14 protein-coding genes are annotated in these 13,279 nt (G+C 68.3%); 11 read left to right on the top strand and 3 right to left on the bottom strand.

The genetic code is table 11. The features are described from left to right. The first annotated feature begins 13 nt into the window (after positions 1-13). The 5 genes from EDD27_RS06960 to EDD27_RS06940 all read left to right on the top strand — a co-directional run bounded on the left by EDD27_RS06960 (position 14) and on the right by EDD27_RS06940 (position 3,866). On the top strand, positions 14-652 hold the full coding sequence (locus EDD27_RS06960; protein WP_206641290.1) for a hypothetical protein: 639 nt from the start codon (positions 14-16) through the stop codon (positions 650-652). A gap of 98 nt (positions 653-750) precedes the next feature. Further along, entirely contained in the window at positions 751-1,788 is a 1,038-nt protein-coding gene (locus tag EDD27_RS06955) for a COG1470 family protein (protein ID WP_164903519.1), read from the top strand. A gap of 30 nt (positions 1,789-1,818) precedes the next feature. Continuing rightward, entirely contained in the window at positions 1,819-2,496 is a 678-nt protein-coding gene (locus EDD27_RS06950) for a hypothetical protein (protein ID WP_206641289.1), read from the top strand. After that, a complete protein-coding gene (locus EDD27_RS06945; protein WP_127931620.1) occupies positions 2,493-3,074 on the top strand; it encodes an RAD23 family protein in 582 nt (193 codons plus the stop codon). Before EDD27_RS06950 ends, EDD27_RS06945 begins: the two co-directional genes overlap by 4 nt. 228 nt (positions 3,075-3,302) lie before the next feature. Next, on the top strand, positions 3,303-3,866 hold the full coding sequence (locus EDD27_RS06940) for a DJ-1/PfpI family protein (RefSeq protein ID WP_127931619.1): 564 nt from the start codon (positions 3,303-3,305) through the stop codon (positions 3,864-3,866). 66 nt (positions 3,867-3,932) lie between these two features. Here EDD27_RS06940 and EDD27_RS53985 read toward each other — a convergent pair whose 3' ends face one another. After that, positions 3,933-4,241 carry a hypothetical protein gene (locus tag EDD27_RS53985; protein ID WP_164903518.1) on the bottom strand — a complete coding sequence of 103 codons (309 nt, stop codon included), beginning with the start codon at positions 4,239-4,241 and terminating at the stop codon, positions 3,933-3,935. 853 nt (positions 4,242-5,094) lie between these two features. Between EDD27_RS53985 and EDD27_RS06930 the strand changes: the two genes are divergently transcribed. From EDD27_RS06930 to EDD27_RS58560, 3 genes are all read left to right on the top strand, one after another. Continuing rightward, on the top strand, positions 5,095-6,024 hold the full coding sequence (locus tag EDD27_RS06930) for a helix-turn-helix domain-containing protein (RefSeq protein ID WP_127931618.1): 930 nt from the start codon (positions 5,095-5,097) through the stop codon (positions 6,022-6,024). A 251-nt stretch (positions 6,025-6,275) separates the two neighbouring features. Further along, positions 6,276-6,836, top strand: coding sequence for a nuclear transport factor 2 family protein (locus tag EDD27_RS06925; RefSeq protein ID WP_127931617.1), 561 nt, complete (start codon positions 6,276-6,278; stop codon positions 6,834-6,836). 253 nt (positions 6,837-7,089) lie between these two features. After that, a complete protein-coding gene (locus tag EDD27_RS58560) occupies positions 7,090-7,524 on the top strand; it encodes a sigma factor (protein ID WP_421914860.1) in 435 nt (144 codons plus the stop codon). A 59-nt stretch (positions 7,525-7,583) separates the two neighbouring features. On the opposite strand, the gene EDD27_RS57645 is transcribed toward EDD27_RS58560, so the two are convergent. Next, on the bottom strand, positions 7,584-7,718 hold the full coding sequence (locus EDD27_RS57645) for a hypothetical protein (protein ID WP_277750695.1): 135 nt from the start codon (positions 7,716-7,718) through the stop codon (positions 7,584-7,586). A gap of 176 nt (positions 7,719-7,894) precedes the next feature. On the opposite strand from EDD27_RS57645, the gene EDD27_RS06910 reads away from it, so the two are divergent. The 3 genes from EDD27_RS06910 (at position 7,895) to EDD27_RS06900 (ending at position 12,004) form a co-directional block, all read left to right on the top strand. Further along, positions 7,895-10,591 carry an ATP-binding protein gene (locus tag EDD27_RS06910; RefSeq protein ID WP_206641288.1) on the top strand — a complete coding sequence of 899 codons (2,697 nt, stop codon included), beginning with the start codon at positions 7,895-7,897 and terminating at the stop codon, positions 10,589-10,591. Positions 10,592-10,776: 185 nt separating this feature from the next. Beyond that, positions 10,777-11,526 carry an SDR family NAD(P)-dependent oxidoreductase gene (locus tag EDD27_RS06905; protein WP_127931615.1) on the top strand — a complete coding sequence of 250 codons (750 nt, stop codon included), beginning with the start codon at positions 10,777-10,779 and terminating at the stop codon, positions 11,524-11,526. A 133-nt stretch (positions 11,527-11,659) separates the two neighbouring features. Further along, positions 11,660-12,004: a DUF1801 domain-containing protein gene (locus EDD27_RS06900; protein WP_127931614.1), complete on the top strand. Its 345-nt coding sequence runs from the start codon at positions 11,660-11,662 to the stop codon at positions 12,002-12,004. 450 nt (positions 12,005-12,454) lie between these two features. On the opposite strand, the gene EDD27_RS06895 is transcribed toward EDD27_RS06900, so the two are convergent. Further along, positions 12,455-13,279 (bottom strand): carbohydrate ABC transporter permease, encoded by an 825-nt coding sequence (locus EDD27_RS06895; RefSeq protein ID WP_127931613.1) that lies wholly within the window; start codon positions 13,277-13,279, stop codon positions 12,455-12,457.

Raw genomic sequence — 13,279 nt, 5'->3', positions numbered from 1 at the left:
ATGGAGCGAACACATGAAAATGAACAGGACTACGCAGATACTCGCCGCGGCGATGCTCGGTGTCGCGCTCGCCGCCGCCGGCGTCGGCGTGGCCGGTCCCGCGGTGGCGGACGACGACCCCGACAACGGCATCGACGTGTCGGTGACGATCCAACCCAACACCACCGGTCAGGTGTCCATGACCGTCGCCGACAACGGCGGAGTGGCCCTGCAGGAGGACGGCTCCAACGCCGCCGCCCGCCAGTTCGTCGGCACCCTGCCGACGGTCACGGTGACCGACACCCGCCGTCCCGAGGAGATCCCCGCCGGTGACTTCTGGGCGGTCGTCGGCCAGGCCAGCGAGTTCACCGCGACGAGCGGTTCGGCGCCGCCCATCGGCCCGCAGTACCTGGGCTGGCGGCCGCGCCTGCTGAGCGACTCCTCCTCCGGGGCGGTGGAGGCCGGTGAGCCCGTCTCCAGCGTCATCTCAGACGGCTCGGGAGCGCCCACCGTCGGTCTGCAGGGGCAGGAGCTGCTGGTGTCGACGGCGAACTCCGCCGACGAGATCGGCACCTGGCAGGTCAACGCCGACCTCGCGCTGCGCACTCCCGCCGACGTCGCCGCCGGCGAGTACCACTCGACTCTGACGCTTTCCCTCTTCAACCAGTCCTGAACCCGAGGCAGGACGCCATCGCCCGCTGTGGGCGTCCGGGACCTGCGCCGGCCTGGCGCAGGTCCCGGACGGCCACGATGAGACTGGAGACACCTCTGTTGACCACAAGCCGTTCGCGAGGCGCCCTCGCCCACCTCGCCGTCTTACCCGCTGTCGGTGTTGCCCTGCTGGTCGCCGTCCTGGTCACCACGGTCGCGTTCGCGACCCCGTCCGACGCCGACACCACCTGGTCGGTCGTTCCGGCCAACGCCGACGGTCCTGACGGCCGCAGCGTCATCGACCTCGAACTCGCCGGCGGACAGCAGGTGGTCGAGCATGTGGCGGTCATCAACCGCTCCACTCAGCCGGTCGACTTCGCGATCGACGCCAACGACGGCTACCTGACCTCCAAGGGCTACTTCGACATGCGGCCCTCGGACGCGAAACCGACCGACGGCGGCTCCTGGATAGCGGTTCCCGAGAAGGTGACCATCGCCGCCGGGGCCACCTCCGTCGTGCCGGTGACGGTGTCGATCCCTCAGAACGCGACGCCGGGCGATCACCCCGCAGGTGTGACCGCGTCCCTGGAGACCGTCTCCGGTCAGGTACGGGTCCAGAACCGGGTGGGCGTCCGCCTGAACATCCGCGTCACCGGCGACTATGTGGCCAAGGTGGCAGTAACCGACGTGCAGGCCGAGTACACGGGATCGTGGAATCCCTTCGCCGCCGGATCCGTCGAGGTGACCTACACCGTGGCCAACGTCGGCAACGTCCGGCTGGTCACGGACAACCGGGTCCTGACGTCCACGTTCGTGGGCGAGAACAACTGGAGTGACCCGTCCGCGGCCAAGGCCAGGGAGCTCATGCCGGGCGGCAGCCGCACATTCGTCGCACGGGTGCCCGGCGCCTGGCCGCTGGGTCCCATCGGCACGACGGTCACGGCGATCCCCTCGCCCGCGGGCAAGCCGATCCCTGGCGCCGACGCCCAGCGGATGGCGATCGACACCACGGTCTGGGCCCTGCCGTGGCCGCAGTTCGCCCTCCTCGTCCTCCTCATCCTCGGCTCCTTCGCCATCCGGCTGGTCGCCGCATGGCGCCGCAAGCGCATCGAGCAGCTGATCATGCGCCACAGCAAAGGCACTCCTCAGAAGGCGTGAGCGCCATCGACATCCGCCCCTCAGGAGGTGGTGACCATCAACCGACCCAGGCAACCGGCCCCCGCGCAGGGTGCGACGTGGGCCCGCGTGCTCGCCCTCGCGGTCGCGTTCGCGCTCGGCGCGATCGTCGCCGGCGGTGTGGTGTTCGCGCTGACCCGGCCGGACTCGATCGAGCAGACGGCCGACCGTCTCCGTGCCGAGTCCGCCCTCCGCGACAAAACGCAGATCAAGACCCTGACGGAGCTGGCCCGCAGCACGCGGGCCCGGCTCCTCCCCGTGCTCGACGGGCTGAGCCGGGCCATGCCGTCCGACGGCACCGCAGGGCCCGTCGCGGTGACCGCCGCCGACGTCGAGACCTGGCAGCAGGCGGCCGCCGCGGCCGTCCAAGGCTTCGCCGACCCGCCGTCCGGCGAGACCGCCACCAACGTGGCGCGGTCGAGTCTCGCCTCCGCCGTACGGCAGCTCGCCACGACCGTCGACACCTACGCGGCCGCGCGGGGTTTGACGGGACCGGCCCGCGCCGCCGCCATGGACCTGGCCGTACGGCAACGCGCCGACGCGCTCTTCACCTGGTCGGTCGGAGCCACCGCTCTCGACGCCCTGAACATCGACGCGGGCTACGGCCACCAGCACGTGTTCCTACCGACATCACCCGGCGAAGGGGCGCTCACCCCCGACACCGAACCCGAGGGGAGTCACCACTCGTGAACAAGGCACCGGCATACGTCCTCACCGTCCTGCTGGCCGGGCTCATGCTGGGCTTCGGCGCACCGGCGGCCTCCGCCCACGGCGGGCCGATCAAGCTGGAGGTGACGGGAGACGGCGCCGACAACGTCAACGTGCTGGTCACGTACAAGAAGGACGGCCATCCCGTAACGGAGATCGTCGAGGCCACGCTGAAGGCGACCTCGGCAGACGGCCGTTCCTTCGGGCCGGTGCCGCTCAGGTCGGCGCCCGAGGGCCAGAACCTCTACCACTCCGCCGAGCCGCTGCCGAGCGGCGAGTGGCGGGTCACCGTGACCGCGACCGAGCCCTCCAAGGCGAAAGCAACGGTGAAGGTGAAGGCGGGCGTTATCGCCGCCTCACCCGTGGCGGCAACCGCCCCCGCAACGGGCCAGGCGACGGCGCCCGCGCGGAACAAGGCCGCCGCGCCGGCGACCGTGACGGACGACCAAGGTGCGATGGGGACTCCCCTCAAGATCGTCATCATCGTCCTCGTGGCGCTCGTCGCCCTCGCGGCCTGGATCGCCCTCGCCTGGCGGCACCGCATGGGCGCCCGGCAATGAATGACAAGTTCCGCGCCAGGGGCCGGAACGAGTTTGCTCAGCCCACCTCTCCTGCCCCGGCAAGGTCGAGCACCCGAGGGCCGGGCTCGAGCGCGGAGCGCACCGCAGCGTGCGCGTAGTCCGGACGGTGCTCGGCGCACACAGCAGTCCGCGGGTGAGGCTTCCGGCGGGTCTGCCATTTCTGCCCCATGCGAATTAAGATCCACTGTGAGAGAAGAGGAGTGAGTCATGGCCCGAGTGCTTGTTCTGACCGGTGATGCGGCGGAAGAGCTGGACTCCATGTACCCCGTCTTCCGGCTCCGGGAAGGGGGTCATGAGGCGATCGTGGCCGCCCCCACCACGCGTGCGGTAAAGCTGGTGGTCCACGACTTCGAGCCCGGCTGGGACGCCTACACCGAGAGGCCCGGCCATCAACTGCCGGTGGATCTCGCATTCGCCGACGTGCGCCCTGACGACTACCAGGCGCTGGTGATCCCGGGCGGCCGCGCGCCGGAGTACATCCGCACCGATCCCGACGTCGCCCGTATCGTGCACTACTTCTTCGAGCGCGGCCTGCCGGTGGGCACGATTTGCCACGGCCCGCAGGTGCCGGCGGCGCTTGGCTTGCTGCGCGGCCGTACCACGGCGGCGTTCCCGCCGTTGAGGACCGACATGGAGATGGCCGGTGCGACCTTCGTGGACGCCCCCGACGTGGTGGACGGCACGATGGTCTCCTGTCGTGGCTGGCCTGACCTGCCTGAATGGTCGCGTGCCTTCATGCGCGTGCTGGAAGGCGCGAACGTGTCGTTGTAGGTGGTTGGTCGTGCAGGAGAGGCAAACGCGTGCGGCATGATGATCGGCCGTGCTCCTTCGCCTGGCCTATCTCACCGTCACGAACACCTTCGCAGCACTGCGACTGCTGCCCTGGGGAATCGAGACAAGGACATCGAAATTCTCGCCCTGCGCCACCAGATCACCGTCCTCGAACGCCGGCTCGGCTCTGACATCAGGGTGAGATTTGCCCCGGAAGACCGGGCCTTTCTCGCCGTGTCCGGTCGCAACTCGCTTGTAGCGTTGGCCCGCGGTTTCGCACGTCGTCAAGAGGCTCTGCGATAAACCGCTCGTGCCGATGCATGGACACAAATCGTTGCTCGCGTGTTCGCGATACAGCACGGCACGCGTCGGCACAGACCGACACGACGACGGCTCATGATCCGTGGGTCGTGGGTTCGAGTCCCACCCGCCCTACCACGCCGACCTGCGACTTTACGCGGCTCTGTAGTCGCGTCATCTGATCATGAGTCATGGTGAGCCACATGTGAGTCACGCTCTCACCCGCGCCTTGCCGATCTTCCCGTTGGTTCCCTGTACCGCCTTCGGCACCAGCGGCGCCGTCGCGCGGGCGCTGTCGTGATACAGCTGCGGCAACACCGAAACGTACCACCGCCCCGCTGCCCAGGGTGAAGAACCGGGCCGGTCGGTGACCACCGCTCCCCCAGCAGCCGCCGCTGCGCCCGCTCCTGCCGGTGCAACAACCGCACGCTCTCCGGATCCAGCGCCACCGTCCGCCGGCTGGCCGCACTCTTCGGCTCACACAGGACCAACCCATCCTCGGTGTGCACCAGCTGATGCGCGGCCAGGTGCTCCACCGTCCACACCGCCACCGGCGGGCGTTCCCCGTCGCGCCGCCAGGCCGCCTCGCGCCGAGTCGTCCACACCACCGGATGCGTCCCCCTCGGCGCACCGCACCCCTTGAGCGGGATTGATGGCGATCAGATCCTCACGCACCGCATGGTTCAGCAAGATGATCCTCATCGACCCCACGAGCGGGCTGTCGGCGAAGGGGTGTTCACGAGTGCGTGTGAGCTGGGGGCGACGCGAAGCCTGGAAGATCGCTTCCCGGAATACGGGAGATCGTTTTCCGGGGCCGCCAGTCCCCCAGCTCAGCATTGACCACTGCGAGATAGGCTGCCTTTCTACTGACGAGACGAGCAGATGAAGCGGCTGCGGGTGTGGTTACGTCCGCATACCCGAGGTGATGATGAGCCTGGCCAGTCTGGGGCTGACAGCCGATCAGGAACGCGTCTATCGCTACCTGTTGCGCAATCCGCATGCTGACCTAGAGGCGACCGGCGTGGATCTGGTCATGCCCGACGTGCGCGGAGTGGTCGCCGAGCTGCGTGCGCTGTGCTTGGTGGACGGGACGCTGGCCGCCGTCACACCGGCCGCCGCGGTGGATGTGCTGGTACGGCGGCGTCTGGAGCAGACCCAGCGTCAGCTCACCGACCTCACCCTCGCCTGGGACGTGCTCACCGAGCTGGCCGAGGAGCACCGCAGCGGTCGCCCCGTGCAGCTGGTCGAGCACCTGCCGAGCGGGTCTGCTGTCACCCGGCGCATGCGTGACCAGTTGGCCGACCACCCTGGCGAGTTCATGCACGTGAAGGTGCGGGCGTTGAACGTCGCGAGAGACCATGAGGACAAGCCGCTCGAGCGGCTGCTGGCTCGTGGACTTCGCAGCCGCACGCTGTTCCCGGCGCATGTCCTGGAAGACCCGGAGCAGGAACCCTATGCGCGGCACTGGCATGCCCGTGGCGACCTGCACCGGGTCACCACCGAGCCGGTCAGGCACCTGGCCATCGTCAACCGGTCGGCCGCGTTCGTCCAAGCCGATCCCGCCAACCCCAAAGCGGGCGCCCTGCAGATCCGCCAACCCGGCGTGGTGGCGATGCTGGCGGAGGTGTTCGAGGGCATGTGGGGGCGTGCACGCGAGCTGGACGACCTGCCGCTGTCGCCCATGGAGCAGCGGGTCCTGCACGCGCTGACCTGCCACGACACCGACGAGGCGGCGGCGCGCTCGGTCAACGTCTCGGTCCGCAAGTTCCGCGCCCACGTCGCCGACCTGATGGCCCGCCTCGGCGCCGGCACCCGCTTCCAGGCCGCCCTGCTCGCCAAGGAACGCGGCTGGCTGTAACGCCTCGCGCCTGAGGCGTGCAGGATCCTGCAGCCTCATGTGCAGCCGCTTACCCTGCTGTGCTCACCACGGGGCCGACATCCTGGGTGTCACATCGATCGATCGGCGTCAGCGGCCTCCGCATGCCGCTGGCCCAGCACGCCGACCAGGAGAAATCCACTCGCCAGTGGCTGGGCGGCCACACGCCGTCTCCCGCCACCGGCCGATGGCCGACATGACGCCGATGGTCAAACCCTGAGGAGAGCATTTCCATGAAGAGTTATCCCATCCCCATCGTCGCCTTCGCCGTTGCTGTGACATGCGCCCTCACCGGTGGGTCAGCGACGGCCGCGGGCGTCGCTGAACCAACCAAGGAGGTCTCCGCGGCCGGCAAGAATCCCAAGATCGAGGCCATCAACCGGTTCTTCGCCGCCTACGCCGCCCAGGACATGGAGGGCATCAGGTCGGTGCTGACCGAGAACGTCGAATGGAGCATCCCCGGCCACCACCCCCTGTCGGGCACCAAGCGTGGTGTGGAGGAGGTGGTGGCCTTCTTCACCGAACTGGGCAAGTCCGGTTTCCAGGCGGACCCGATGTTCCTGCAGGCCGACGACGAGTACGTCGTCGACGTCCACCGGGGCTGGACCACCAAGGGTCGCGGCAAGGTGGACACCACATGGGCCCTGGTGTGGCACTTCAACACCAGGGGCAAGATCGACCGGGTCGTCAACCTCACCGCCGACCAGCATCAGATGGACGCCTTCATGTGGGCCAACTATCGGCTGGCCCCGCTCCCGGAGCGGCTCTCAGGGGCGCGGCCGTCCAGTGAGTGAGGACTCTTCCGTGACCGGCATCAGGCCACCACGCAAGCAGAATCCAACGGTGTCGCGGACAACGGGCATCGTCGAACCGGTCTGTCGAAATCCGCTCCGCTGATCCGACTCCTCTAAGAGAGGATTCATGGAGGAGGATCATGACGCTGGGAGGTGGCCGATGAAGTACTTGGTGCTGATTTAAACGCTTTCCCGACGCCCGCTACTGCGCGGTGGAGGCCAGACCGATCATGGACCCGTCCGGGTTTGAAATGTGTGCATCACCGACGCCGCCGAGGGCCTGCTGCGTCGCCTCGCGCCGCAGGTCCTCGGCACGCTCGTCCGCCGGTACGGCGACTTCGACGCCTGCGAGGACACGGTCCAGGAGGCGTTGCTGGCCGCCGCTGTCCAATGGCCCGGCCAAGCCATCCCGGACCACCCGGCCACCTGGCTGATCACTGCCGCCACCCGCCGCCTCTGCGCCTGCCGAAAACGCCATCCACGCAGTTCAAGCGGCATGCGAGTATTCGTGGAGGACTCCACCGAGTCGGTCTCGTCGGCATACGTTCGACACGACTGCACCCACCGCTCCATAACCGCGTTCATCCGCGGCATCCGAACACCGGTGAGCACGGCCTGGATGCCGACGTCGGTGAGAATCTCCTCCATGAGCGCCGGGAACTTCCCGACCCGGTCGCCGATCAGATAGCGCGCCCGGCAGCCCGCGTTCTCCAGGTCCATCACGAGATTCTTGAACGCGTGGATGACTCAGGTGGCGGCCGGGTGGGCGGTGGTGCCGAGCACGCGAACGCGCCTGGTGGCGTGCTCGATGACCGCCAGAACGCACTGGCGCTGCCCGTTCAGGGGATGGATCGAAAAAGCCGCTTTGAACGCCTGCGCCATCACCTTCGAGGGCCGCCTGACCCCAACCACCCGCTCATCAAACAAGATCGAGATACACCACTGACTGGACACACCCGTCGACGGCGGCGGCGGTCGAGGCGGGGGCGAGTTCATGGGAGTGGTTGATGGGGTCGCCCGTTTATGTGCCACTTTGGCGTGGGCGCTACTGTGCCGTCATGCTGAAGGGACGCCGCCTTGAGCGCGGCCGCTTGGAGGTGCTGCTTGCGGAGGCCCGCCAAGGGCGGAGCGGGGCGTTGGTCGTCCGGGGTGAGGCGGGGGTCGGCAAGTCGGCCCTGCTCGATGATCTGGCGTCGGTCGCGGACGGGATGGGGGTGTTACGGGGGGCCGGCATCGAGACCGAGGCCGAGTTGCCGTTCAGTGGGCTGTACCTGCTCTTGCATCCGTTCGTGGACCGGCTGGACGTTCTGCCGGGCCAGCAGGCGGCCGCCATGCGGTCGGTGTTCGGTCTGGCTGAGGTTCCGGTGCGCGACCCGTTCCTCGTTGGCGCCGCGACGCTGACGCTGCTGTCGGATCTTGCCGCGCGGCAGCCGCTGGTGTGCCTGATCGACGATGCTCAATGGCTGGATCGGGCGTCCTCGGACGCGTTGTTGTTCGCAGCGCGCAGGCTTCATGAGGATCCGATCGTGATGGTATTCGCGGTACGGGACACCGCAAAACCGTTCCTCACGCCGGGGATCGAGGTCATGCGGCTGGACGGGCTGGACCGTGACTCCGCCGTGGAACTGCTGGCGGAATGCGCGCCCGAGCTGACTGTTCCGGTGCGCGACAGGCTTTTGGACGAGGCGGGCGGCAACCCGCTGGCCCTGATAGAGCTCTCCCGCCTGTCGAGGGACGGCCTGGTTACGCCGGTCGGTCCGCTGAGGATCGCCGGACGCGTGCAGGACGCCTTCCGGGCCCAGCTGGAGGAGTTGCCCGCGGCCACCCGCCTGCTCCTTCTGCTGGCAGCGGCCGACGGCACCTGCGAACTCGATGTGGTCCTGCGGGCAGGCGTCGCCCTCGGTGTGTCACTCGTCGATCTCGGTCCGGCTGAGGAGGCCCGTCTCGTCGTCACGTCAGCCGACGAGATCAAGTTCCGTCATCCGCTGATCCGCTCGGCCGTGTATCAGAGCGCCCCTCATCATCAGCGCATCGCCGTACACGAAGCCCTGGCTGGTGCGCTGTCGCTCGTGGCGGACTCCGACCGCCGCACGTGGCATCGGGCCGCCGCGGCCACCGGCCCCGACGATGAAGTCGCCAGCGAGCTGGAACACACTGCCGAGCGAGCCCGATATCGCGGTGGGGCGGTGGCGGTCGCTTTGGCGTACGAGCGGGCCGCGCGGCTCAGCACCGATCAGGAGGGCAAGGCACAGCGCATGGTCCGCGCGGCCCGCTCGGCCTACGACGCCGGCCGCCCGGAATGGGCGACCCGGCTGGCGACCGAGGCCGCTGCGCTGACCGGCAGGGCCGCTGTTGTCGCCGAGGCCACCTACGTGCGTGCGCAGGTGGCCTACGAAAGCACCTCACCGGCCGCCGACGCAGCCCTGGCCTTGGAGGCCGCCATGCTGATCACCGGCAGCCATCCGGAGCGGGCGGTGTCCATGCTGACCGAGGCCGTGTGGGCGGCCCGTGACGCATGCGCCCACGATCTCGTCAAAGAAGCCGTCGCCCAGTTGGAGACCGTCCGGCTGCCCTCGGGCGCGGCGCTGACGCCCGTGGTGGCGGCCCTGATCGGGTACGGCAGGCACGCCGACGGCGATTTCGGCGCGGCGGTCGTGCCCATGCGCGCGCTGGTCAAGGCCGTCCGGACCGGAACCGTCCAGGACTTCGTCGAGCGGGTGATCGCCGGATTCATGGGGCTGCTGACCGCCGACGACGTGGCGGCGACGGACGTGCTGGAGTCGCTGGCGGCCGACGTCAGAGCGGACGGATCGCTCGGCTGGCTTCCGTACGTACTGGAGCCGCTGGCCATCGGCCGGCTGCTGCGGGGCGACTTCCGCGGCGCTCAGGCCGACCTCGCTCAAGGCATCTCGCTGGCGTCCGACATCGGCATGGACATGCAGGTGACCGTACTGAAGGCCATCGCGGTCTGGCTGGCCGCCGTCATCGGCGACGCCGCCGAGTGCCGTGCGTTGGCCGGCGAGGTGCGTGAGCACGCTGCCCTGCACCCCACCAACGCGGCCCTCGCCTCGTGGGGCGTGGGACTGCTCGATCTCGCCGAGGGACGTTTCGAGCAGGCGCTCGACGGGTTCGAGCAAGCATGCGGGGGCCCTGCCCGGCACGATCTGCTCATCAGGGCCGTACCGGATCACGTCGAAGCCGCCATCCGCGCCGGACGCGCCGACCTGGCCCGACGACACCTGCCGGCCTTGGCGGCGTGGGCCGGGCACAATGACGTCGGCAAGGCTCTGGAGTTGCGCTGCCGGGCCCTACTCGCCGACGGTGACCAGGCCGAACGTCACTACCGCGCCGCGCTGCGGCTCATCCCCGACCGGCCGTACGAACTCGCGCGGACCACGCTCGCCTACGGCGGATGGCTGCGCCGCCAGCGCCGCCGCTCGGAGGCCCGCGCCGCTCTGGCGCAAGCAGAGGACACCTTCGCCAGACTCGGCGCGGCACGCTGGGCCGAGCGTGCCCGCACCGAACTGACGGTCCTCGGTGACAGGCCCGTGGCCCATGCCCAGGCCGACGACCCGCTCCAGCGGCTGACCCCACAGGAACTCCAGGTCGTGCGACTGGCCGCGGCCGGGTATAGCAACAGGGAGATCGCGGCGCGCCTGTACCTCAGCCCGCGCACCGTGGGACATCACCTCTACCGGGCTTATCCGAAGATCGGCGTGACCCGCAGGATGGAGCTCGCCAAGCTCGAGCTGTGAGCCGTATCAGTCGAGCTACTTACTCGTCACCATGGCCGGCACCCGCCGCGGACCGGCCTGCGGTACGCCGTTCCCGTCGCCGCCCGCCCTGATCAGCGGATCTGTCAGAGCAGTCGTGGGACCGATGCCCGCCCTGCCGTGCCGTCCCTAGATTCGAGCCATCGAACCGACGAACGGAGACGGACATGCTTCTGGAGAACAAGACCGCGGTGATCTACGGGGGCGGCGGCGCCATCGGCGGCGCGATGGCGCGGGGCTTCGCCGCCGAGGGAGCGCGAGTCTTCCTCGCCGGCCGCACTCCCGGCAAGCTCGACACCGTCGCCGCGGACATCCGCCGCCAGGGCGGCCTGGCCGAGACGGCGATCGTGGACGCTCTGGACGAGAGCGCCGTCAACGGCTGGGTCGACTCCATCGCGGCACAGACCGGCAGCATCGATGTCTCGGTCAACGTCATCTCCCAGGACGCGCTGTTCGTGCCGCTGCTCGACATGCCCGTCGCCGACTTCGGCCGCGCGATGGACAAGGTGGCGCGCTCGTTTCTGCTGACCGCCCAGGCCGCCGCACGGCACATGGTCAAGCAGGGCTCGGGAGTCATCTTGCACTTCGGCGGCTCAGACCCGGGCAACTCGTCGCCCGGCCTGGGAACAGTACAGGTTGGCTGCGACCTGATCGAGGCCATGCGCCGCCAGTGGGCCTGCGAGCTCGGCCCGCACTCCGTACGCGTGGTCTCGATGCGTACCGGTGGGATCCCCGAGTCCCTGCCCGACCTTCCCGAGATGGCGCCCTACAAGCAGAAGATGGTGGATGCGACGCTTCTCAAGCGAGCCGCGACCCTGGACGATGTCGGCCGAGTCGCCGCGTTCCTGGCGTCGGAACACGCCAGGAGCATCACCTCCACGCAGGTGAACATCTCCTGCGGAGCCCTCGTCGACTGACACAACAGGTGCCGGGGAGGCAAAGACCTTTACCCGCGGGCCGATGCCGCGGGCTGGGGCGAGCGTGAACGCGATGCCTCCCCAAGAGGGACCTGCGCAAGGCAACCTGCGGAAGCGACATTTGGAGAACGGCATGAACGACGACGTCACCCAGTACATCAACAACACCGCGCCGTGGCAGATCGGCGTCTGCGAGAAGCTGCGCGCGATGGTCCACGAGACCGTTCCCACGATCGAAGAACGGCTGCAATACGGCAAACCGCACTTTCTCAAGAACGGCAACTTCGCGGCCGTCATAGCGGTCTCCCGGGACAAGGTGTCATTCATGGTGTTCAACGCCACGGACATCCCTGTGGTCAAGGGCTTCATCCGAGCACTGGGCAAAGGGGAACGCAAGGCCGTCGACATCGAAGAAGGGCAGGACGTCGACTACACGCGCCTGGCCGACATCTTGGAAAAGACCACGGTCGCTTTGTGAGCAGGCTGACTCGACCTCCATCTGATCCCGCTGCTCAGCTTGTCGTTTAAGTGCGTCGCCTGGCTGCCTTGGGTGGTGAGCGTGTGCCCCGGTTCCGTACCGATCTCTCGGTAACGGGCTCTCCACGGTGTCTGCCGTTAACCGTGGTGGGGCAGTGCCCACGCAACCTGCTCATCGAGCTGGGGCAACGAGCTGAGACTCTGCGATTCGTCATCCGCGACCGCGACGCGAAGTTCACCGTGACGTTCGACGAGGTGTTGCAGCCGAGGGTGTCTGCATGCTCAAGACGCCGCCTCGATCTCCGCGGGCGAACGCGGTCGCCGAACGCTGGTGCGGCACTACGACAACCATCGCCCGCACCGATCACGAGATCGACGACCACCCCTGAAGGCCGCTCATCGGGCGCCTATGCCCGCGCTTCAACTGACGGTCGGGGATCGAAGACCGGCACTAATCCTTCAGGCCCGCGCTGAGGTCGGCGTTCATCACGTACTTCTGGAAGATCAGGTAGATCACGACAAGGGGGATCATTGACAGGACAGACGCCCCGAGCAGGACCGACCAGTTGACGTTCTCCGCGCCCACGATGCTCGCGACGCCGATCTGCAGGGTGAACTCCTTCGGGTCGTTGAGGATCACGAGGGGCCAGATGTAGTCGTTCCACCGCCACTGGAACGACATGATGGCGAGGGTCATGATGATCGGCCGGGAGAGCGGGAGCATGATCCGGATGAACGTCGACAGTTCCCCGCTGCCGTCGATGCGGGCCGCGTCCAGCAGGTCGCGCGGCACGCTCAGGAAGAACTGGCGGAACAGGAAGGTGCCCGTCGCCGTGATCACCGAGGGGGCCACGACGCCGGCGAGACTGTTGTACAGGCCCAGGTCGCGGACGATGAGGAACAGGGGGGAGAGAATGACCTCGCCCGGCAGCATCGTGGTGGCCAGGATGCAGATGGTGAACGCCCGCAGCCACCAGTTGGTGTACTTCGCCAGGGCGTAACCGCAGGTCGCGCTTGTCACGATGGTGATGAGGGTTGCGGACACGGCCACGATGAGGGTGTTGCCGAAGTAGCGGCTGAAGTCGAAGCTCGTCCAGGCCTGGGTGAAGCCGGAGATGGTCGGCTGCTTCGGGAAGATGGTCAGCGGATAGGAGAACAGCTCCCCCGCCGGTTTGAAGGAGCTGAGCAGGAACCACAGGACCGGAATGCCGTACAGGGCGACCATGAACCACAGGGCCGCCGTCGCCCAGACCTTCTTCGGCAGCAGGTTGTCCAT

This window comes from Nonomuraea polychroma (genome assembly GCF_004011505.1).
Lineage (GTDB): Bacteria > Actinomycetota > Actinomycetes > Streptosporangiales > Streptosporangiaceae > Nonomuraea > Nonomuraea polychroma.
This window is presented reverse-complemented; position numbering and strand designations above follow the sequence as displayed.